Annotated in this window: 18 protein-coding genes; 9 read left to right on the forward strand and 9 right to left on the reverse strand. The window is 43.0% G+C overall.

What is annotated here, in order from left to right; translation table 11 throughout:
- The first annotated feature begins 4 nt into the window (after positions 1-4).
- The 7 genes from ACP7A0_RS14705 to ACP7A0_RS14735 all read left to right on the forward strand — a co-directional run bounded on the left by ACP7A0_RS14705 (position 5) and on the right by ACP7A0_RS14735 (position 12,521).
- Positions 5-7,153: an amino acid adenylation domain-containing protein gene (locus ACP7A0_RS14705; RefSeq protein ID WP_426005614.1), complete on the forward strand. Its 7,149-nt coding sequence runs from the start codon at positions 5-7 to the stop codon at positions 7,151-7,153.
- 20 nt (positions 7,154-7,173) lie between these two features.
- Entirely contained in the window at positions 7,174-7,401 is a 228-nt protein-coding gene (locus ACP7A0_RS14710; RefSeq protein WP_025093680.1) for an MbtH family protein, read from the forward strand.
- A gap of 124 nt (positions 7,402-7,525) precedes the next feature.
- Positions 7,526-9,151 carry an AraC family transcriptional regulator gene (locus ACP7A0_RS14715; RefSeq protein ID WP_212041161.1) on the forward strand — a complete coding sequence of 542 codons (1,626 nt, stop codon included), beginning with the start codon at positions 7,526-7,528 and terminating at the stop codon, positions 9,149-9,151.
- A 98-nt stretch (positions 9,152-9,249) separates the two neighbouring features.
- Positions 9,250-10,215: an ABC transporter substrate-binding protein gene (locus ACP7A0_RS14720; RefSeq protein WP_034660636.1), complete on the forward strand. Its 966-nt coding sequence runs from the start codon at positions 9,250-9,252 to the stop codon at positions 10,213-10,215.
- 115 nt (positions 10,216-10,330) lie between these two features.
- Complete coding sequence (locus ACP7A0_RS14725) at positions 10,331-11,065, forward strand: alpha/beta hydrolase (protein ID WP_060597691.1); 735 nt, start codon at positions 10,331-10,333, stop codon at positions 11,063-11,065.
- A 72-nt stretch (positions 11,066-11,137) separates the two neighbouring features.
- Positions 11,138-11,284, forward strand: coding sequence for a YycC family protein (locus tag ACP7A0_RS14730; protein WP_003214589.1), 147 nt, complete (start codon positions 11,138-11,140; stop codon positions 11,282-11,284).
- Between the two features lie 22 nt (positions 11,285-11,306).
- Positions 11,307-12,521, forward strand: coding sequence for a CynX/NimT family MFS transporter (locus tag ACP7A0_RS14735; RefSeq protein ID WP_066031472.1), 1,215 nt, complete (start codon positions 11,307-11,309; stop codon positions 12,519-12,521).
- Positions 12,522-12,562: 41 nt separating this feature from the next.
- Here the strand turns inward: ACP7A0_RS14735 and rplI are convergent, their stop codons facing one another.
- Genes rplI through ACP7A0_RS14750 form a run of 3 tightly spaced genes read right to left on the reverse strand, consistent with a single transcriptional unit; the run spans position 12,563 to position 15,957 of the window.
- On the reverse strand, positions 12,563-13,012 hold the full coding sequence (gene rplI, locus ACP7A0_RS14740) for a 50S ribosomal protein L9 (RefSeq protein WP_034323903.1): 450 nt from the start codon (positions 13,010-13,012) through the stop codon (positions 12,563-12,565).
- The gene (locus ACP7A0_RS14745; protein ID WP_060597693.1) at positions 13,009-14,988 is read right to left on the reverse strand and encodes a DHH family phosphoesterase; all 1,980 of its coding nucleotides are present in this window, start codon (positions 14,986-14,988) and stop codon (positions 13,009-13,011) included. The genes rplI and ACP7A0_RS14745 overlap by 4 nt, the downstream gene beginning before the upstream one ends.
- 30 nt (positions 14,989-15,018) lie before the next feature.
- Positions 15,019-15,957, reverse strand: coding sequence for a YybS family protein (locus tag ACP7A0_RS14750; RefSeq protein ID WP_164847184.1), 939 nt, complete (start codon positions 15,955-15,957; stop codon positions 15,019-15,021).
- Between the two features lie 302 nt (positions 15,958-16,259).
- On the opposite strand from ACP7A0_RS14750, the gene ACP7A0_RS14755 reads away from it, so the two are divergent.
- The gene (locus tag ACP7A0_RS14755) at positions 16,260-17,186 is read left to right on the forward strand and encodes a manganese-dependent inorganic pyrophosphatase (protein WP_066031471.1); all 927 of its coding nucleotides are present in this window, start codon (positions 16,260-16,262) and stop codon (positions 17,184-17,186) included.
- A gap of 47 nt (positions 17,187-17,233) precedes the next feature.
- Here ACP7A0_RS14755 and ACP7A0_RS14760 read toward each other — a convergent pair whose 3' ends face one another.
- The 3 genes from ACP7A0_RS14760 to ACP7A0_RS14770 all read right to left on the reverse strand — a co-directional run bounded on the left by ACP7A0_RS14760 (position 17,234) and on the right by ACP7A0_RS14770 (position 19,389).
- Positions 17,234-18,088 (reverse strand): DUF3298 and DUF4163 domain-containing protein, encoded by an 855-nt coding sequence (locus ACP7A0_RS14760; protein WP_066031470.1) that lies wholly within the window; start codon positions 18,086-18,088, stop codon positions 17,234-17,236.
- Positions 18,089-18,583, reverse strand: a complete 495-nt coding sequence (locus ACP7A0_RS14765; protein WP_060597696.1) for an RNA polymerase sigma factor — start codon at positions 18,581-18,583, stop codon at positions 18,089-18,091. It abuts the gene before it with no gap.
- Between the two features lie 149 nt (positions 18,584-18,732).
- On the reverse strand, positions 18,733-19,389 hold the full coding sequence (locus ACP7A0_RS14770) for a hypothetical protein (protein WP_060597697.1): 657 nt from the start codon (positions 19,387-19,389) through the stop codon (positions 18,733-18,735).
- 194 nt (positions 19,390-19,583) lie between these two features.
- On the opposite strand from ACP7A0_RS14770, the gene katX reads away from it, so the two are divergent.
- Positions 19,584-21,083 (forward strand): catalase KatX, encoded by a 1,500-nt coding sequence (gene katX / locus ACP7A0_RS14775; RefSeq protein ID WP_426005636.1) that lies wholly within the window; start codon positions 19,584-19,586, stop codon positions 21,081-21,083.
- A 48-nt stretch (positions 21,084-21,131) separates the two neighbouring features.
- Here the strand turns inward: katX and wrbA are convergent, their stop codons facing one another.
- From wrbA to ACP7A0_RS14790, 3 genes are all read right to left on the reverse strand, one after another.
- Entirely contained in the window at positions 21,132-21,746 is a 615-nt protein-coding gene (wrbA, locus tag ACP7A0_RS14780) for an NAD(P)H:quinone oxidoreductase (protein WP_003215063.1), read from the reverse strand.
- Between the two features lie 72 nt (positions 21,747-21,818).
- Positions 21,819-22,427: an alpha/beta hydrolase gene (locus ACP7A0_RS14785; RefSeq protein ID WP_060597699.1), complete on the reverse strand. Its 609-nt coding sequence runs from the start codon at positions 22,425-22,427 to the stop codon at positions 21,819-21,821.
- Positions 22,424-23,395 carry a ring-cleaving dioxygenase gene (locus ACP7A0_RS14790; protein WP_375566705.1) on the reverse strand — a complete coding sequence of 324 codons (972 nt, stop codon included), beginning with the start codon at positions 23,393-23,395 and terminating at the stop codon, positions 22,424-22,426. The genes ACP7A0_RS14785 and ACP7A0_RS14790 overlap by 4 nt, the downstream gene beginning before the upstream one ends.
- Positions 23,396-23,560: the final 165 nt, after the last annotated feature.

The raw sequence follows: 23,560 nt of genomic DNA on the forward strand, positions 1-23,560 counted from the left end.
ACCCTTGTCGATCCAGTCAGTCGATTCATTCCCACTAACCGGTGCCCAATCAGGCATATGGTATGCGCAGCAGCTTGATCCATCTAATCCCATTTTCAATACAGCTGAGTATATAGATATTAAAGGTTATATTGACCCCATACACTTTGAAGCAGCCATTAGAAAGACTGTCTTAGAAGCAGATTCCTTGTATATGCGCTTCGTTGAGGATACTGACGGTCCAAAGCAATGGTTTACATCTAAGAAAGAGATTCCATTTCAATATATCAATTTACAATATGAAAAACAGCCGCTTGATGCGGCTAAAGCATGGATGAATGCAGATCTTTCAACATCAGTCTCTTTAGAGAAAGATGTATTATTCCGTGAAGTACTTTTTCAACTTGCTGACGACCGATTTATCTGGTATCAGCGCATTCATCACATTGCCATTGATGGATTCGCCTTTTCGCTCATTGCACGCCGTGTTGCTGAGGTCTATTCAGCCCTATCGAAAGGGACACCTGTGCCTCCTCAAACATTTGGAGCCTTACATGACGTAGTCCAAGAGGAGATCACCTATCAACAGTCCAATCGGTATGAAGAGGATCGAGCGTTTTGGAAAAATCGCTTTGCTGATCAACCTGAAATTGTGAGCCTTGCTGAGCTTGCCCCAAGAACTTCAGATGATTTTATCCGAAAAACCGCTAGCTATGATGCTAAAAAGGTAAGCAAAATGAAAAAAATTGCTCAAGCTTTCGGTTGTACCTGGCATGAAATGATTCTTGCCGCATCCGCTCTATATATGCATCGTATGACTGGTGCACACGATATTGTTTTAGGATTGCCTGTTATGATGCGCCTTGGATCTTGCGCCTTGCAAACACCCGGAATGGTCATGAACCTAGTACCGCTTCGTTTAACATGCAAACCAGAAATGACGCTCTCAGCACTTGTTCGCCAAGTATCTGATGAACTGAAAGCCATTCGGCCTCATCAAAGATATCGTCACGAAGACATGCGGAGAGACTTTAAACTCATCGGAAGAAATCAACGATTATTCGGCCCACAGATCAATATCATGCCATTTGATTATGATCTCATGTTCGATCAGAGCATTGGTCAAGCACATAATCTTTCAGCAGGACCCGTAGATGATTTATCGATCAACATATACGACCGCGCGGACGGGAACGGATTTCAAATCGACTTTGATGCAAACCCTGCCGTTTACAAAGAGCAAGCAGTTGACGCTCATCAGCATCGTTTTCTTCAATTGCTCGAGGAAATAACTGGACTAGAACAAGATCAGACAATCAGTCAATTCAACCTTCTTTTGTCTAAAGAAAAAGAGAACATCCTCAAGCACTGGAATGATACAAAACGAGAATTACCAATAGAATCTTTACGGGAACTATTTGAAAAACAAGTCAGCAAAACACCACAAGCAAAAGCAATACAGTTTGAAGGAACCACTTTGACCTACGAAGAGTTAAATCAACGGGTAAATCAATTAGCTCATTATTTGAAAAGGCATGGCATCGGACCAGAACAATTTGTCGCAATTGCTCTGCCTCGATCCATCGATATGGTCGTAAGTCTGTTAGCCGTCGTCAAAACAGGAGCCGCATATCTGCCATTAGACCCTGATTACCCTAGCGATCGTGTCGCCTATATGCTAAATGATGCCAAACCAGCGTGCTTGCTCACAGTCAAAGAGACCGCAGACCGTTTGGACCATCCACACATCGTTCAACTCGATGATTCAACTGTTTATCAGGAGATCGTAGGGAGTCCGCATCTCAATCCGACCTGGAACGAAGGCTCTCCACATCACCCGGCTTACATCCTCTACACGTCAGGATCGACAGGCAAACCAAAGGGTGTTGTTGTAACAAAACGAAATGTGATCAACTTTATATTGTCCATGCAAGATTCATTTTTATTAGATCAAGGAGACCAGCTTTTAGCGGTAACGACCATTGCCTTTGATATTTCCGGGCTAGAAATGTTCCTCCCACTCTTACATGGGGCTGCTCTTTTATTGGCAAAAAAAGAAATCATACAAGAGCCAGCAAAGCTTTCAGACATGATTCGTTCTCATCATGTCACAATCATGCAGGCAACACCAACGTTGTGGCATGTATTGGCAGATGAATACCCTGACGTGATAACAGGTATGCGTGTTCTTGTTGGAGGAGAAGCACTCCCTGCCTCCCTTTTGCACACATTGCAATCTCTTCAATGCGACATTACCAATTTGTACGGACCTACAGAAACGACGATCTGGTCTACGATGGAAAATGTCACAGCACATCAAGAGAATAGCGGGCCGCCAATTGGCAAACCCATTTGGAATACGAGTATTTACATTTTAGATGAAGGGCTAAACCCTGTCCCAGCAGGATCAATCGGTGAACTTTATATTGCAGGTGAAGGAGTATCCAGAGGATATCTTGGACGATATGATTTAACGGCTGAACGTTTTGTGGCTGATCCATTCGGTACAAAAGGCACGAGAATGTATCGTACTGGTGATTTAGCCAGATGGCGTGAGGATGGTTCAATTGATTATATCAGCCGTGCCGATCATCAAATTAAAATCCGCGGCTTCCGTATTGAACTAGGTGAAATCGAAACCGTGATTATGCAACACCAATCCATAAAGCATACATCTGTTATCGTTCGTGAGGATCAACCTGGACAACAGCTGCTTTGTGCGTATGTTGTGCTGACAGATGGCACTTCTCTGCACCCTTCAGAGCTCAGGCAGTTTGTGGCTGCATCACTTCCTGATTACATGGTGCCTTCTGCTGTTGTCGTTTTGCCAGACCTTCCACTTACACCAAACGGCAAAATCGATCGCAAAGCATTACCAGCACCAAATATGTCTTTAGTTAGTTCTGACCGTACACCTAGAACGCCCCAAGAAGACATGTTATGTAGTTTATTTGCAGAAACCCTTGGCCTATCTCAAATTGGCATAGATGATAGTTTCTTTGACTTAGGCGGACATTCCTTACTCGCCGCTCGTCTGCTTAGACGTATACGCGATACACTTGGTGCAGACCTAAGCATGAGTACCATTTTTGAATCACCTCGAGTTGCTGAGCTTGCGCAGCACATTGACAAAGCGAAGGACATTCGGCCGCCGCTTCAGGTAGAAAACAAGCCAGATGAGATTCCGTTATCCTTTGCCCAAAAACGGCTCTGGTTCCTTCATTGCCTTGAAGGGCCAAGTCCAACTTACAATATCCCACTTGTCATTCAGCTGACAGGTACACTAGATCAAAAAGCTTTAATTGGTGCATTGGCAGATATCACTGAAAAACATGAAACCCTTAGAACCATTTTTCCAAATAAGAGCGGCATGCCAAGACAGGTCATTTTACATCCAAAAAGTGTTCAGCCTGAACTCCATGTCACAGCTTCAAGCGATCAACAAATTGAGAATCAGTTAAACGAAGCCATTCGCTATAGCTTTAAGATTGAAGAAGAACCCGCACTGCGAGCAGATTTATTCATGCTTGATGCAAATCGATCCGTACTGCTTCTATTGCTGCATCACATCGCTGGTGACGGCTGGTCACTTGCACCATTGACACGAGACTTAGCTGCTGCTTACGAAGCACGTATACAAGGGAAATCACTCTCCTTGCCAGCCGAACCTGTTCAATATGCTGACTATGCTATTTGGCAGCAGAAGCTGTTGGGCAGTGAAGAAGAGACGGATAGTCTATTTGCCAAGCAACTAAGCTATTGGACAGGTGCCTTACATGACCTGCCAGAAGAACTGGAGCTTCCCTATGACTTCCCGCGTCCACAGGAAGGAAGCTTCAACGGTGCTACGATAGACTTTACGATTGAGCCCGCTTTACACCAGCTGCTCCTTGAGCTTGCAAAGCAGCATCAAGTGAGTTTGTTCATGGTGCTTCAAGCATCACTTGCAGCATTACTGACACGCCTTGGGGCGGGGACAGATATCCCAATTGGCAGTCCAATTGCTGGACGGAATGACGATGCACTTGACGACATTGTGGGATTGTTTGTGAACACACTAGTATTACGTACAAATACAGCTGGTAATCCAACCTTTAGTGAGCTATTGAAGCGAGTTCGAGACGTTGACTTAGCAGCCTATGAGCATCAGGATCTGCCATTTGAACGGCTAGTCGAAATCCTAAATCCAACCCGATCCAGATCACGCAATCCATTGTTCCAGGTCATGCTTGCCTTCCAAAATACACCGAAGGCGGAAATGAAGCTGACACAACTTGACTCAGATCTCTACGTGAAACCAGTAGGGTCAGCTAAATTTGATCTGACCATCGAATTGACAGAACAAAGAACTGAAACTGGATCAGCAGCAGGATTAACAGGTTTGTTTGAATTCAGTACAGATGTATTTAAACAAAGCACCATTCGAGCAATCGCTGACAGAATGAAGCGCTTTTTAACAGAAGTAGCTGAGCGCCCACACCTGCCGATTGGTCAAGTGAACATTTTGTCGGATAAAGAACGACAAACATTTCTCCCTGACAAAAAGACATTCGCTCAGTTAGACCAAGCACCTAGTCTCCCAGCCTTATTTGAAAAAACGGCGCAGCAATACCCTGATCGAGTGGCTGTAACGGATGGCAATCAACAGCTTACCTATGAAGAGTTAAACAACAAAGCCAATCGACTTGCTCATTTATTAATAGAAAGAGGCGTTGGACCAGAACAGTTCGTTGCACTTGCCCTGCCTAGATCAATCGATATGCTCGTAAGCTTATTAGCCGTTCATAAAGCAGGCGCAGCCTATGTTCCGCTTGATCCTGACTATCCAGCAGACAGGCTGGCATACATGATACAAGATGCCAAACCCGTTTGCAGCATCACAACAAAAGCAGATGCAGTGCATCTCCCTGCTGATTGCGATTTGATTTTGTTAGACGAAAAAGAAACGAGCGATCAATTGCTGACTACGCCAAATCACAATCCGGCTGATATAGACAGAATTGAGCCACTATCTTCTCTGCATCCGGCCTATATTATTTATACATCCGGTTCTACAGGGAAACCAAAAGGAGTGGTCATCCCACACCAAAATGTCATCCGTCTTCTGACATCTACTGCACATTGGTTCCATTTTGATGAAGAAGATGTTTGGACAATGTTTCATTCGTATGCCTTTGATTTTTCAGTATGGGAAATATGGGGACCACTTTTATATGGAGGTCGACTTGTCATTGTACCTCATACCATCTCTCGCTCTCCAGAAGAGATGCTGCAGCTTCTAGTCGAGGAAGGTGTGACTGTGCTTAATCAAACACCTTCTGCCTTCTATCAGCTCATGCAGATAGACAAGGAACAACAGACACTTGGTCAAGCATTATCACTCCGCTATGTCATCTTTGGCGGTGAAGCATTAGAGCTTAGCAGATTAGAAGATTGGTACAGCCGTCACCCAGACTGTAAGCCAAAGCTAATTAACATGTACGGCATTACAGAAACCACCGTACACGTTACGTACAATATACTCAATCGAGACATGATCGCAAAGAAATCCAGTAGCTTAATAGGCGAACCGATTCCTGATCTACACGTTTACGTACTAGATGAATACCTACAACCTGTTCCCCCTGGGACGACAGGTGAAATGTATGTAGCTGGAGCTGGCTTGGCAAGAGGTTATCTAAGCAGGCCTGACCTGACCTCAGATCGATTCCCTGCCGACCCTTATGGAGCACCTGGCACAAGGATGTATCGTACAGGTGACCTCGCACGCTGGACAGAAGAAGGGGCACTTGATTACATTGGCAGAGCTGATCACCAAATTAAAATACGCGGGTTTAGGATTGAACTTGGAGAAATCGAAGCCGTTCTGGCACGCCACGATGCAGTTGCACAAGTTGCCGTCATTATGCGAGAGGATCAGCCTGGTGACAAACGCTTAGTCGCATATATCGTAACAACTGAAGAAGACTGTTTCGATACAGAGACCCTTCGTCATTTTGCCGCAGCCAGTCTTCCTGATTACATGGTGCCTGCGGCATATGTACAGATTGATACCATGCCACTTACAGCAAACGGGAAGCTTGATCAAAAATCACTGCCGGCACCTCAATTGCATATAAAGCAAACGGATGGCCGCGGCCCAAGAAATCCGAAGGAGGAAATCCTATGTCATCTCTTTGAAGAGGTGCTTGATTTGCCAAAAATCAGCATTGACGATCGCTTTTTTGACATTGGCGGGCATTCCTTACTTGCGGTTCGTTTAATCAGCCGCATTCGTGATGCACTTGGTGTCAAACTAAGCATCGGAACGTTGTTTGAAGCACCAAATGTTGCAAGTTTGGCAGAGAAACTAGAAACAGGAAGCGATGAAAACGCACTAGAAATCTTGCTGCCACTACGAACAAATGGAGAAAGATATCCTCTCTTCTGTGTTCACCCAGCAGGTGGTCTTAGCTGGTGCTATGCAGGTCTCTTGAATACATTAGAGAAAGACATCCCTATTTATGGATTACAGGCACGAGGAATCGCAAGAAAAGATGACTACCCGCGCACACTAGATGATATGGCTGCGGATTATATCAAGCACATCCAAACGATTCAGCCAAAAGGCCCTTATCATCTTCTTGGCTGGTCACTAGGCGGAAACGTTGTACAGGCAATGGCTACACAGCTCCAGCAGCAAGGTGAAGAAATCTCACTCGTTGCGATGCTGGATGCCTATCCGAACCATTTCTTACCGATTAAAGAAGCACCTGATGAAGAAGAAGCACTAATCGCTCTTCTTGCGCTCGGCGGTTATGATCCAGATACCTTAACAGATGAACCGCTCACAATGAAAAGTGCCGTCGACATCTTGAAAAAAGATGGCAGTGCACTAGCAAGCTTAAGTGAAGATGCCATTAGAAATCTAAAAGAAACCTATGTCAATTCAGTTCGATTGCTCGGAGAATATCAGCCAAAAACTTATCATGGAGATATATTATTCTTTAGATCTACCATTATCCCAGATTGGTTTACACCAATTGATCCCGAAGCATGGGCACCTTATATCAACGGAAAAATTGAACAGCACGACATTCATTGCCGGCACAAAGACATGTGCCAGCCTAAACCCCTAGCAGAAATTGGTGTCATCTTAGACAACACACTGCATCGGGTCAAACAAAAGCACTAAGAATAAAGGAGAGATGACAAATGACAAATCCCTTTGATCGTGAAGACGGTGTCTTTCTTGTGCTTGTCAATGAACAAGGACAGCATTCACTTTGGCCATCATTTGCACCAGTGCCAGATGGATGGGAAAAGGTCTTTGGTGAAGACACTAGAAATGCCTGCATCGATTATATCCAGACACACTGGCAGGACTTACGGCCTTTAAGCTTAACAAAAGAACCTGCCCTAGCACATGGAAAAACGGAATAAATCATCGCACCCTGATCTCACTCAGGGTGCTTTTTTGACAGAATAAACATCACCATCTTTCCAGCCCTTTCTGCTACAATTTAATTGAGAATGTTTATCAATCATTAAGAGATCAGGTGGTTTTATGGGAAATAACAATCAATTACGTACAATGGCAAATGCCGAACAATTCATCTATCGATTAACATATACTGAAAAAATAAATAATGCAGAGCTTCCGCATACGGAGCAACAGCTATCAGATACATTCTGCCTCCTCTTCAGCATAAGCGGCAGCGGTTTACTCACATTGAACGATCAAAAATGGCGATTGAAAAATCTGACACTCTATACGATCATGCCTGGGGAAACATTTATGTTGAAAACAGAGCCTTATCGAAAACACGAGCTCTATCTGTTTCGCTTTCAGCTCTACACACTGCAAGATCAAAACATAGGAGAAGTATCAACTGAACATGCCCGTTCTTTACTGAATGTATGGCAATTTATCGATATTAGCTCGATTGAACAAATTCATTCTTTACTGCCTGAAATGACAGAGGAATGGAAAAGACCTGAATCCATTAGCTTTTTTAGAAGCCAAACTCTTTTTCAACAGCTCATTATGCAGCTTTTCACACTGCATCAAGAAGATATTTGTGACACGGCACATGCCCTTTTCAAAACAAAACAATATATTGATCAACATTCCGAAGAACCCCTCAGCCTTACAAGTCTATCTCATATGGCTGGCATCAGCGCCAATCATTACAGTGAGCTATTTAAAAAGCATTTTGATGTGAGTGTCACTGATTATATCACCAAGAAAAGGATGGCTAGAGCCAAACAGTTAATGGCAAAAAGCAATGCAAAGCTCAAAGACATTGCACTGGAAATCGGCTATCAAGATCCCTATTACTTTAGCCGCATCTTTAAGAAAAAAACTGGCATGACCCCTTCTGCTTATATGAAAAGCCGTCAGCGGAAAATTGCAGCCTATGGTCATTCCATACTCGGTCAGCTCACACCAATTCATATCATCCCATATGCTGCCCCTCTTCATCCTAAATGGACAGCACATGATTTTGAGCATCATGCAGAAGAAATTCCGATTCACCTGAGTGCACATCGTATCAACGAGCACGCTGAAGCCAATTTACAGCAATTAAAGGAAACAAAACCTGAGCTGATCATTGCCAATGATCATGTGACAGAGGAAGAAAAACAAGTGTTGAAAACCATCTGTCCTGTTCACTTTGTTCCATTCACACAATTGAATTGGCGCGCTCAATTCAGACAAACAGCTATGTTCCTGAACGAAGCGAAGGAAGCAGAAGAATGGTTGCTTCATTACGAGGAAATCGTCATTCAAGCGAAAAAGGCATGCCTTGTTGATCATCCACCAAAAACCGTCCTGCCTCTTCGTATCTTTCAAGATCAGCTCTACTTGTCTGTAAATCGCACCATGTCAGAAGTGATTTTTCATGACATTGGTCTTCTGCCAGCTTTTCAGAATGATGGTCAGCTAATAGAAAAAAAAATCAGCATTCGTTCCATACAACAGCTAGACCCAGACGCCATCTTCCTCTTCTTGCATAAGGAGCCAAAAACCATTGCATTTTATCAAAAGTTAAAGCAACAGGAGGCTTGGCAAAATCTCAAGGCTGTGAGTCAACAAGCAGTCTATCCACTCGCTTCTGACCCTTGGCGTGAATACACAGCAGCCAGTCATCAACGAGTCATTCAGGACCTTTTATCTTTTTTTCCGTAAAAAGTCCATCATTTAATAGAGAATTGTCTATGGCTAAAAGGACGAAAGCCTAATACAATCTTTAATTGAGAACAATTATCAGTTAAAGGAGAAAACAAATGAAAAAATGGTTAGCATTGCTTACCCTTTGTATCATGACGATCACCACAGCAGCCTGTGGTGCTACAGAAAATAAACCTGCTTCAAACACAGCCAAAAGCAAGTCAGCTGAAGCAACAGAAACAAAAATCAATTACTTAGATCAAACGTACAAGCTCAAAACACCAGTGAAACGAATCGTCATTGCTGGAAGCCTAGAATCAATGGAAGATGCAAAATTACTTGGTATCCAACCTATTGGTGCTTCTACCGTAGGCGGCACATTCCCTGAATTATTTAAAGACATCACAGCGAAAACAGAAGGCATCGGTGAAAAAACAGAACCAAACCTAGAGAAAATCTTAAAACTAAAACCAGACGTGATACTCGGATCAACAAAGTTCCCGCCTGCAACAATTAAAAAACTGGATAAAGTCCAAACGACGATCCCAGTATCCCATGTCTCTTCTGACTGGGAAAGCAATCTTTTATTGCTCGGTACACTGACTGGAAAGAGTGAAGAAGCCAAAAACATCATTTCTGATTATCAGAAAGATCTCAAACAAGCGAAAGAAACCCTGAAAGACAAAAGCAACAACAAAACAGCTGTCATTTTACGCATTAGACAGGGCGACCTGTACGTGTATCCTGAAGACGTATACTTCAACTCTACCTTATATGGGGACTTAGGATTTTCAGCACCAAGTGATATCAAAAAAGCCAAAGCACAAGCGATGATTTCGATGGAGCGCCTGGGCGAACTAAATCCTGACTATATTTTTGTTCAGTTCTCTAAAGCGGAAAACTCATCGAATCCAAACGCATTGAAGGACTTAGAGCAAAATAAAATTTGGACAAGCCTAAAAGCTGTGAAAAATGGGCACATCAATGCAAATGTCGTTGATCCTATGCTTCAAGGAGGAACAGCACTAAGCAAAACAACCTTCCTTGATAAAGCTGTCAAATGGTTAGAGAAAAACAACTAAAAAAAGAAGCGCCAATTTGCGCGATCAGATTGTTGACAAAGGGCTAAAATGATCTTTATTTTTAGCTCTTTGTCTTCTTTTCAGCGTAGTTGAAAACCTTGAGGAGAGAATACACATGAACGGAACGTTTCTATATGACGAGTTTAATGGGCGTCAGCTTGATATTTACCTTCCACAGGACACCTCTATTGATGTTCCAGCTGTCTTTGTACAAGATGGCTCTTCTTTGTTTAGAACACACCTGCTAGAGATCGAAAGAATGATCGAAGCCAATACCATCTCGCCAATCATCATTGTCGGCATACACCCCTTCAATCGACTTGATGAATATACACCATGGAAGGCGTCATCACTGCGTTCTGAGTTTCCTGACTTTAATGGCGAGGCACAGACGTATATGTCATTTTTAGCAAATGACTTGCTCCCATATATCAAAAGAGAATATCCAGTCAAGCAGACCTGTCATCAACATAGTCACGTAGGTGCTTCATTAGGTGGACTATTTGCTATTTATACCCTATTGATGCACCCTGCCCTTTTTAAAAACATCGCATCTATCTCTGGGTCATTTTGGTATCAAGATTTTCTACCGTTTGCTAAACAACAAAGCATTCAGTGTGTGGAGCACCTTGTCTATTTATCTGTAGGCAGTGAAGAAGGTAAAGGCAAAACATCTGCTCAACAGCACATGCCTTTATTCAACAAACAACTACATGACCTTTTATTACAGAAAGGGATGCAGGATTGGCAGCTGCAATATCACATCGAACAAGGGGAGGGCCATCATCTGAAACAATTTCAAAAAAATTTCTTATCGGCCATAAAGTGGTTTTATAAAAGAGAACTCTAATTTTTTATCAGCATGGCACAAAGCTGATATGTTATATTGGAACGTATAGATTGAAAGAGGAGGGATTTGCTCATGAGACCTTTACAAATCTCAGCCGATACAGCACAAAAACTTGCGGCATCACTCAATGTACCCATTGAACAAATCATGCACATGCCGCAGCATATCTTAATCGCTAAACTAGCAGAACTTGAACAGAAGAAAGATCGTTCTTCTTAAAGAAATAAAGGAGTTTACATTCATGGAACAACATCTAGAACAATCAACATTACATCCTCGCAGTAAAGGACAAACCATCCTGCTGATTGCTGGGATTTTACTCATTGCATTTAATCTGCGGCCTGCCATTACGTCCGTGGGGCCTCTCATCGGCGCCATTCGTTCCGATTTACAGCTTTCAAATGGACTTGCGGGTTTTCTCACAACATTACCACTGCTCTCATTCGCATTGCTTTCTCCAATTGCACCTAAAATCGGAAAACGTCTTGGCAATGAACGAACCCTTTGGCTTGGGCTTGCTGTCCTTTTATTTGGGATTGTGATTCGCTCGTTTGGCACGATCATCTTCTTAATGATGGGAACCGCGCTTGTCGGTGTCGGGATTGCAATATGTAATGTGCTCTTACCGGGGCTCGTGAAGCATAAATTTCCTGCACATGCTGGATTGATGACGAGCGTGTATACGACCTCGATGTCCGTCTTTGCGGCACTTGCATCAGGTGTCAGTGTTCCACTCAGTCATACGATGCCTGGCGGCTGGAATACATCATTCCTCGTATGGGCTGGCCTTGCTCTTCTCGCGATGATGGTCTGGGCGCCACAGCTTCTTCATCAGAACACAGCGGCCGTCAAAAGCATTTCGCTCACAGAGCAGCCAATATGGCGTTCACGTGTCGCATGGCAGGTGACCTTTTTTATGGGGTTGCAGTCATTCCTTTTCTATAGCAGCATCGCCTGGTTTCCCGATATTTTAACATCACATGGAATGAACCTGTCGACAGCCGGCTGGATGCTGTCCATTATGCAGTTTGCTGGACTGCCATCCACCTTTTTAACGCCTGTTTTTGCAGAAAAATTAAAAACACAAAGACCGCTTGTCTTCGGACTTGTCCTTGTGTATTTACTCGGCATGATCGGACTTCTTCTCGGAGGATCGACGCCTATTCTCGTGATCTCTGTTTTATTGATCGGTATTGGACAAGGTGCCAGCATCAGTCTGGCGCTCACATTTATCGGGTTACGAACGACCAATATGGAGCAAGCCGCTGCCCTTTCCGGAATGGCGCAGTCTCTCGGTTATTTATTAGCCGCCGTTGGTCCGTTCATGATCGGTATCCTTTTTGATCTCACACATACATGGACGCCATCCATTATCATCTTTATCATCATCCTATTTTTCATGTTTTTATCCGGTATGCGAGCCGGACGAAGCGTCTATATTTCAGATCCATCATAAAAAAAGAACCCGCCTCCTCGTGAGACGGGTTCTTTTCTGCTTTATGCTTGTTCTGTCACATGAACCTTTAACGTTGCTTGTACCTCTGGATGAAGCTTCACCGGTACATTTGTGTAACCTAATGCACGGATGGCGTCATTCAGCTCGATTTTGCGCTTATCGAGTTTGATTTGATGATCTTTTTGTAATTTATCAGCGATTTGTTTGCTTGTAATCGATCCAAACAGACGACCGCCTTCACCTGATTTTGCAGTGAGCTCCACTGTTAACGCCTCAAGTGTCTCTTTTAGTTGCTTCGCTTGTTCAAGCTCTTGGATGGCATTCTTTTTCTCTTTGTTTTTCTGCCCTTCCAATGCGCTTAGGTTCGTTGGATTTGCTTCAACCGCTAACCCTTGTTTGATGAGAAAGTTGTGAGCGTATCCGTCAGCTACATTCTTGACTTCGCCTTTTTTCCCTTTGCCTTTTACGTCTTTTAGAAAGATGACTTTCATCTTTGAACCCCTCCTTCGAAATATTCATCAATGGCAGCTTTTAACTGCTCTACCGCTTCTTCAATGGTTATACCATACATTTGGGTGGCAGCGTTAGTCAAATGACCGCCGCCATCTAACGCTTCCATGATAATTTGGACGTTGATATCTCCTAATGATCTCGCACTAATGCACACCGTGTTGTCATCTCGTCTAGCGACAGCAAATGACGCTTCTACCTCACTCATTGACAACAGAGAATCAGCCGTCTGGGCAATCGTAATTTGATCATAATACTCCGAGCTGTCTGACGGCAATGAAGCAATCGCCACCTGATTTTGATACAAATCTGTATGTTGAATGAGTTTTGCCCGTTTGATGTAATGATCAACTGTCTCTTTTAGGAATTTTTGCACAAGGACAGGATCTGCCCCCTTCGCACGAAGATAGGATGCTGCATCAAACGTTCTTGATCCCGTTCTCAGCGAGAAACTCTTCGTATCCACGATGATCCCTGCGAGAAGCGCAGTAGCTTCAATCATGTTAATACGCAATTTCTTCGGCTGATACTCTAAAAGCTCTGTCACAAGCTCTGCTGTGGATGAAGCATACGGCTCCATATAGACAAGTAATGGATCACGGATAAACTCTTCGCCGCGTCTATGATGGTCAATGACCACGACATTTTCAATCTTATTGAGCAGTCGTTCTTCCATGACGAGAGACGGTTTATGTGTATCCACGACCACAAGCAATGTATCATCCTCTGCAAGCTCCATGGCTTCCTCTGGGGTGATAAAACGTGACCAAAGATCTTCATAATTCTTAATCTCACTAATCAAGCGTTGAACACTGTCACCAATCTGGTTGGCATCAATGACAATATAGCCTTCTTTCCCATTGGCCTGGGCGACCTTTAAAATTCCAATTGATGCACCGATCGAGTCCATGTCTGGGAACTTATGCCCCATGATCATGACATTTCCGCTTTCAGATACAATTTCTTTTAAAGCATGAGAAATGACTCGTGCGCGTACACGTGTCCGTTTCTCCATTGGATTCGTTTTCCCGCCGTAGAATTTCACTTTTCCATTTGGCTGCTTAATGGCTACCTGATCCCCGCCTCGTCCGAGGGCAAGATCAAGACTCGACTGCGCAAGTGCCCCAAGCTCTTTTAAAGAAGGAACGGACGCTCCAATCCCGATACTCAGAGTAAGCGTCGCACTATGCGCCCCTGTTTTCTCACGGACCTCGTCTAAAATGGAGAACTTCGACGCTTCCAGCTCTGCTAAAATGCTCTCATTTAGAACCGCCATAAATCGTTCAGACGAAATTCGCTTCAGGAAAATGCCATATTCTTGTGCCCAATTGTTTAACAGCGACGTCACTTCACTATTAATGGTGCTGCGCACCTGATCATCAAGACCCTGCGTGACATCATCGTAATTGTCTAAAAAAATATAAGATAACACCGTTCGTTCATTTTCGTACTGTCTTTCAATCTGCACCTGTTCCGTGACATCAAAGAAATATAAAAGGCGCTCTGACCGTTTAATAATGACTTTGAATTTCCGGTCATTCAGCGTCACATTTTCTGTCTCGACCTCTTGTTTAATAAGAGGCACAACGGACTCGAATGTATCATACAAAGATCTGCCGACAAGCGTGCTTTCATGAAAGCACGAAGCGAGAAATGGATTTGTCCATTCGATATAATACTGGTCATTAAACAGCATAATACCAATTGGCATTTCCATTAATGCTTCTTCTCCAACCTTTTTGACTCGATAGGATAATGTTGAAATATATGAATCAATCTCTTTTTGCACTTGCGTATCTGCCCACTTTAAGAAGTAGAGCACACCTGCAAGAACGAAAAGACCAACCGCTCCTATGATCCAATTATAATAAAGGTTGAGGAGGACTGTGACCACCGCAAGGACAATCAAAGCGATGATCGGATACTTGATGACAGGTTTTCTATAGAAGCTTGGCACTGATATCAACTCCTCAACATTCAGAGTGAATTATTTGTTTTTTACTTTCTCTCTTAAATCAAAGCCTATGTCAGCAATCCCTATAATACGCACAATCACACCGACTGGCGGATAGAGAACCCCTAACACGATAGCGAAAATGGGCACCGCTTTTGAGATGCTTTTTTCGTGGCAATAATAGAAGATAAAAGAAAATCCCTGAATAAGCACCAGTATAAATAAAATTTGAAAAGCACTCGTTTGAACAAGCCATAAAAAGCTGCCTTTTTCCGTCTGAATCAGCATCAAAAGCAGTGTGAGTAAATAATACCATACCATGCTTTTTGGCAGCCGCATATCCTTAAATTTCTTCAAGACCGGCATGTCTTTGACAAACCGTTTGATCAGAGGCTGCACGAACCAGTGATTCACGAACGCCAGCAATGTGACACCAATTAACAGCGCTACAGGCAAAGCACTCAAAGCAGCATCCTGCATCTCTCTGAACTGCTTCAGCTGCTTCGCAATGTTCTGCTCAGAAGCGCCGGATTGCTTTAAGACACTCTCTAACATCGGAATCATTTGTTCAATCGACTCTTTCGCGATACCCATGATATCGACTTGAAAAAGCTGAACACTGACAATAAAGGAGATAAGAAAACTGAATAAATAGATCAGCGCACCTGTAATGATGGCATTCCCAGGCTGCCTTCTGCTGTAGAAAACACCCATGCCTAATCCGGCAGCAATCAGAATTGGCGCACTCATGAGTCCAGCAAGAGACCCAATTAAAAAGCTGATCACTATCCCAATAGCGCCAGCAGCAATTCCTTTTTTCAAGCCGTGCCTGATTGTATAGAGGATAATCGGTATCGGAGCAGCTAGAAAGAAAATAATGGATAATAGCGGCACATACAAATAAAACAGCATCATGACAGAAAAAATACTGATCATGATAGCGCCCTCTACTAACGCTTTTGTTTGTTTCACACCTTCACCTCTATCCAATCCTTTTTCTATATCTTGCTCAATGTGTCCTTCTATGTATACGTACGATGTAAGCTACACCATGTCTTACCCCAACCTTTATTTTACCATAGCGGCAAATCGCAAGTAAAATGCAGGCTATCTTAGGAGCGTTTCACGTGGAACACCAATATAGATTCGTACATGCAACTTTTCAATCAGCATGTTACAATTTTTTAGATTATTCTTAGCTATAAACCCTGAATTCAAGGTCAAAAGCTGTTAGAATAGAAACATCATCAATAAATGTAAGAAGGAGAATTCACATGGGAAAAACACTCGTATTCGGACACAAAAACCCTGACACAGACACGATTTGCTCTGCTATCGCTTACGCTGATCTGAAAAGCAAAATCGGCGTTCAGGCAGAAGCGGTCAGACTTGGAGAAATCAATGGAGAAACACAATACGCATTAGATTTCTTTAAACAAGAAGCACCTCGTTTCATTGAAACAGCTGCAAACGAAACAAAGCAAGTCATTCTTGTCGATCATAACGAATTCCAACAAAGTGTAAGCGATATTGATCAAGTACAAGTGACTGAGGTCATTGACCATCACCGTATTGCCAACTTTGAAACAAGTGAACCTCTATACTATCGCGCTGAGCCTGTTGGCTGTACAGCAACAATCTTAAACAAAATGTACAAAGAGAACCAAGTGAAGATTGAAAAAGAAATCGCTGGTTTGCTTTTATCTGCAATCATTTCTGATTCCTTGCTATTCAAATCCCCAACATGCACACAGCAAGACATTGATGCTGCGCATGAGCTAGCTAAAATTGCAGGGGTAGATCCAGAAGTTTACGGCCTAGACATGCTGAAAGCTGGCGCTGACCTAAGCCAAAAAACGGTTCAAGAATTAATTACAATTGATGCAAAAGAATTCGCACTAGGCAATAGCAAAGTGGAAATTGCGCAAGTTAATACAGTAGATATCGCGGAAGTAACAGCAAGACAGGCTGACATTGAAGCGAAAATCAATGAAGTCATCGCAGCGAAAGGTCTTGATCTATTCGTTCTAGTGATCACAGACATCTTAGAAAATGACTCCCTTGCTCTTGCACTCGGTGCAGAAGCTGCAAAAGTAGAAAAAGCATTTAACGTCACACTTGAAAACAACACCGCTTTACTAAAAGGTGTTGTATCAAGAAAGAAACAAGTGGTACCTGCACTGACAGAGGCACTTTCTTAATCAACACAACAAGACTGCTGACATGTTCAGCAGTCTTTTTTCTTCTTTTAATGAATGTACATATCGCTGACAAGAATATCCTTTAGCACACTTGTTGGAATCGTGAATTCAACTACACCCATGTAACCAGGTGCCACATCATATTCATTAAAGGAAATCACCAGTTTGCCTTTTGAATTGATATAGAAGCTTTGATCCGGCTGAATCTTCTTAAATGGGTCCATATCATCCTTGCCAATCCAGTAAATCTTATTTGAATCCTCTTTCATCTGTTTCTTCATTTGATCTTTAATATTTTCACTAATGACATCTATATACCGGTCATCTTTAAACAAGCTTGGTAATGTAATGAGTACATGGTTTTTCTTATCCACCGTATCATATGTCATTTCCTCTGCCGCAGAAGCTTGAGTCGTCACCTTGTATCGACCTAACGAGAGAATTTGGTCATTGTTTGTTCTCACTTCATATCCGCTCTCTACACTTAAATGACCATTTTTATACCCCTTTGTTTCCTTTTCAAAATCTTGATACAGTTTTTTGTTTTCAGCTAAATATTTTTGATTCAGGCTGTCTTGTAATTTTCCGTCCCCAAGCCCTGAAACGTGTGGTGTTTTAAGGTCAATATTCGTTCCTTGATCACTCTTTTTAAATTCTGTGAATGTCACGACTTTCACCAGCTCGCCAATGACAGGCACCTCTGAAATGGCTCTTGCCGCCTGTGGACTGACATTAACTGTCGTGACAAATAGAGCAGCCGCAGCAACAAGTCCGATGGTCCATTGCTGAAAATGAGGTTTTTTGTTTTTTCGTTTCAATGTTCGTTCAACCATAGCATCATATTCCGGTGGAATAGGGATTTCTAAATATTCCTCTTTTAACTGTTCCAAATGCTTATCCATTTATATTTCCTCCTGCGATAATTCTACTTTTAAAAGCCGCAACGCCTTATATAATCTTGTTTTGATGGTGTTTTCGTTTTCTTCGAGAATATGGGCGATGTCCTCTAATTTTAAATCTTCAAAGAATCTCAAAATGATGATAACCCGGTACATCTCAGGCAAATCCTCTATGGCTCGTCTGACATCTTGATCCTCATAGACATCTGACTCACCCTTTGACAAGAATTCGAGTGTGTCATCATCTGTCACTTGCACCCGCTTCTTCTTTCGTAAAAAGTCTAGGGCAGCGTTCACCACGATTTTATAAAACCAGCTATGCATCTTGGTCGCATCCTCTAATCGGTGAACAGATTTGAGTGCTTTATGAATCGCCTCTTGAACGACATCCATCGCATCCTCTGGGTTTTTGACATAACTATAGGACAATCGATAAAAACTGTGTTTATGCTCCATTACGTAATCAGCAAATTGATCCTCAATCTTTCGTTTCTTCATTTTACAAAGAGCTCCTTTATCTTAAATGCGCATCGGTTATTTCTTACAATGGATAGACGCGCGCCTTTTGAAAATAGTTTGCGCTCGGTTATTTTTTTAACATGTCATCCCATTTCCGTTTCTATACAAAAAGAGCGAACCAGACAGGTTCACTCTTTCAAAGCAGATATTGTTTGATGGACAAACTGTTTAAGTGGAGAAAGCGGATGAATGATCGGAACGCCTGTCTCCTCTTCCATCTGCTGTGCCGCATGAACCATCGATAGCTGCATCACGCAAATATCTCCGCTTTTTTTCATACATCTTCTAAGTTGCTTTTTGATTTGCTCCTCATAAGCCTGCATATCACCATTTAGGCAAAGGTGAAAGACATCCTCCATCACCATAACTTCTGCATCAATCTGTTTGCCGTGCTCTTTTGCATATGATTTAAGCCGCTTCATCGTCCCTTCCACTGTATCCGGGTTTGAAAACACAAGTTGAAGAGGCCCTTTTCCCTGACAAATCAGCTCAAACAACGGTTCATCGATCGGAACAATCGGTTGTTTAAAAAGATGCTGCTGATTACCCAAAGCGGCAATGTATTGTGTACACGTGAGCAGAATGAGATCGGCTTCATCTTCTTGCATCAGTTTGTTGATGACATAGGCTTGCTGCTTGTGTTGATCAAAAGTGGGATCTTGTGTAGCGCGTTCTATAAATGATGAATCGACCGTGTGATAAAGCGCAATATCGGTATCGCCAAAAACATCTTCTATATATGACTGATTGGACGGATGGGCGTGAAGGCAGTGTAATCGAATCATCAGGTTCGCTCCTCGTGAAAGTTTTCAATCATTATATCAATCCTTGTATGAAATAGGGAGCATGATGACCATATTGTTAGGGAGATATTGAAGGAGGGATTTAATTGAAAGAAGAACAACACCCTAAACCATCTTCAGAGTCAGAAGACACTTTAACCAATCGGCAAGGTCATCCCGTAACAGACAATCAAAATATGAGAACCGTTGGGAATAGAGGACCAACTACGCTTGAAAACTACGATTTCCTAGAGAAAATTAGTCATTTTGATCGTGAACGCATTCCTGAACGTGTCGTCCATGCGCGCGGGGCCGGAGCTCACGGTTATTTTGAAGCCTATGGCACATTCGGTGACGAACCCATTTCCACTTATACAAGGGCAAAATTATTTCAGGAAAAAGGAAAAAAGACACCTGTTTTCGTTCGTTTTTCTTCTGTGATTCACGGCGGTCATTCACCAGAAACATTGCGTGACCCTAGAGGATTTGCGATTAAATTTTATACAGAAGAAGGCAACTGGGATCTCGTGGGGAACAACCTCAAAATTTTCTTTATCCGAGATGCTTTGAAATTCCCTGATTTGGTTCATGCCTTTAAGCCTGATCCTGTCACCAACCGTCAAGACGGCGAGCGTATTTTTGACTTCGTCTCGCAATCACCTGAAGCGACGCATATGGTGACATTTCTCTTTTCACCATGGGGCATCCCAGCAACCTATCGGCACATGCAAGGCTCAGGTGTCCATGCCTACAAATGGGTGGACCATGAAGGAAAAGCAGTGCTGGTCAAATATCACTTTGAACCGAAGCAAGGCATTCGCAACCTGACGCAAGAACAAGCTCAAGCGATTCAAGGAGAAAACTTTAATCATGCCACACAGGATTTGTATGAAGCCATTGAGCAAGGAGATCATCCTGAATGGGAGGTATATGCGCAGATCATGGAAGATGATGCCCATCCTCACCTTGACTTTGACCCGCTTGATCCGACAAAGCTTTGGTACAAGAATGACTATCCATGGAAACCGATTGGACGAATGGTGTTAAACAAAAATCCAGAAAATTATTTCGCAGAAGTCGAGCAGGTCGCCTTTGGGACTGGCGTTCTCGTAGACGGTTTGGATTTCTCAGATGATAAGTTGCTTCAAGGGCGCACCTTCTCCTATTCTGACACGCAGCGATATCGTGTGGGGCCAAACTATTTACAGCTGCCGATCAATGCACCGAAAAAGCATGTGGCCACGAATCAAAGAGATGGGCAAATGGAATACCATGTCGATCAAGGCAAAGAGCAAAACCCTCATGTGAATTATGAACCATCGATCCTCGGCGGATTAAAAGAAGCCAAGCAGGATGGAAAAGATCATACGCCTTTTGTAGAGGGTGACGTCAAACGAGAAGCCATTGACCGCCCGAACAACTTTGGCCAAGCCGGAGAAACGTATCGCCGTTTCAATGATTGGGAACGTGAGGAACTGATTAAGAACTTAGTCAACACCCTTGCGACCTGTCAAAAAGACATTCAAGAGCAAATGATCGAAAACTTTACAAAGGCTGACCCTGATTACGGAAAGCGTGTCGCTGATGGCTTAAAAGCCTTCAAACAAGAACAGCCAAGCGGACCTATAGGCTCTACAGGCGCCGCACAAGCCGTGGACGAAGCGATTAACAACAGCACACCATCAGATCCTTATTAAATAAAAAAGAATGCAGCGCCTAGGCTGCATTCTTTTTGTATTCATCGATTAAGCGTTTTGACCCTTTTTGATCCATTCTGCTACATTGACTGTACGTTTTGCTTGATGTTTTGCAGCAGCTTCTGCATCCTCTTGGATCTTTCCGTTTTGGTCAACAGTGACACTCACGCCATAAGGGTTGCCCCCTGCACCGTATAACGAGTCATCTGTGTATCCAGGAGCGGCAATAATCGCTCCCCAGTGGAACATCGTTGTGTAAAGGCTAAGAATGGTCTGTTCCTGCCCGCCATTTGGGTTTTGTGCAGAGGTCATCGCACTCACTGCTTTGTTTGCTAATTTCCCTTGGAACCATAAGCCGCCAGTTGTGTCTAAGAATTGCTTCATTTGAGCCGGTAGGTTACCAAAACGTGTTGGCATGCTAAAGATGATAGCATCTGCCCACTCTAAATCACTTAATTGAACCTCTGGAACATCCTTTGTTTCGTCTAAATGTGCTTTCCATGCTGGATTTGATGCTACAACTGCTTCTGGTGCCAATTCAGCAACCTTTAATACCTTCACTTCTGCGCCAGCTTCTTTCGCTCCAGCTTCAGCCCATTTTGCCATCTGATAGTTTGTACCTGTTGAACTATAATAAATAATCGCTAATTTTACGTTTTCCATTTGTTCCATCTCCTTTTGTTTGGTTTGCCCAAAAAGCTTCTGTAAAAATCCCACCTGTATTCCCCACCTTCATTAAAATTGACGACGATACCATAATGCCGCAGCATCGACTTCTTCTCTCGTTAGCTGATGTCCGCGATTTTCCCAATGAAGCGTAACTGAAGCGCCTGCGCCTTGCAGCAATTGCTCGAGCTCCTGTGATTCCTCTGGACGGCACATTGGGTCATTTTCACCAGCTGCGATAAAGACTTGTTTCCCCGCTAATGAAGGCAATGAAACCCCGCGTCTTGGGACCATTGGATGATGCAGGATAGCTCCTTTTAACGCATCCTCGTAATGGAATAAAAGACTTCCAGCAATGTTTGCCCCATTAGAATATCCGATAGCCACCACATTGTGCCGATCGAACCCATATTCATCTGCTGCTTCTCCGATAAATGTATACAGTTCCTCTGTCCGCTCAATTAAATCCTGCTCATCGAAAACACCCTCTGCTAAACGTCTGAAAAAGCGCGGCATACCGTTTTCCAACACATTTCCTCTCACACTAAGAACAGAAGCGTCAGCATCAACCAAATCGGCAAGCGGCAATAAATCTTCTTCCGTCCCGCCAGTACCATGCAGTAATAACAAAACAGGTCTTTGTTCATTCTTTCCTTTTCGAAAAAGATGTTTCATCATGCATCTCCTTTCCCTTTCAACTCTCTCACTTCTATTGGCAGCACAATTTGTTCAATCTGACTGCGCTGCGCCTCATATTGCGGTGGCAGTTTCAATGCTTCACCCATAGTTTCCACTGATTCATCGTGTGCAAACCCTGGAGGATCAGTCGCAATTTCAAATAATATGCCGCCAAGCTCTCTAAAATAAATGGCATTGAAGTAATTTCGATCTTGCACAGGTGTCACTTGATACCCGCTTTGCGCAATATGTCTTTGCCAATCTAATTGATCCTGATCATCTGTCGCTCTCCATGCAATATGATGCACAACCCCAACACCAATACGTCCGCGTGCAACAGGTGTCTTGTTCACATCAATGACATTGCCTATCTCACCAAATGAACGGAATCTTACATAATCCTCTTCTGCTCCAACTCGTTCAAAACCCATTGTTTGTTCTAGCAGCTGCATCGTTTGCTCTGGCTGTGATGTTAATAAAACAGCTCCGCCAAATCCTTTTATCGCGACATCTGGTGTGACCCCGTTAAATGTCCACTCATTTTGTTTTCCCTCCGCTCGTTCTACTAGCTCAATCAACAAGCCGTGTGGATCTTCAAATGAGAGAAAGGCTTCATCAAAACGTTCAACCATTTCATAAGAAATATCAAACTGCTCAAGACGTTCCTTCCAGAAAGAGAAAGCGCCTGGCGGTACGACATATGTCGTCACGCCCACTTGACCTGCGCCAATTTGTCCCTTTTGTGCACCTGGCCATGGGAAAAACGTGATAATCGTCCCCGGAGATCCCCCTTCATTTCCAAAATATAAATGGTACGTACCCGGATCATCAAAATTAACGGTCTTCTTCACGAGACGAAGTCCTAAAACACCTGCATAAAAATCAACGTTCTCCTGAGGATGACCTACAATTGCTGTGATATGGTGAATTCCTTCTGTTTTCTTCACTTCTAATGACCTCCTCATCATGAAGTACAAGCCTCTATTCATTATGTCTTTACTGACGTCTTTATATTATCTCGAATTCGAGATATTAAATCAAAAAAATATATTTATCTCGAATTAAGGATATGATGTTTTTAAATAAATGTCAACGGTTTTTGTTTTCCCTTTTAAAAAAGCAGGTCTGCTTTT

The sequence above is a fragment of the Bacillus sp. DWP3-1 genome (genome assembly GCF_049896565.1).
Taxonomy (GTDB): domain Bacteria; phylum Bacillota; class Bacilli; order Bacillales; family Bacillaceae; genus Bacillus.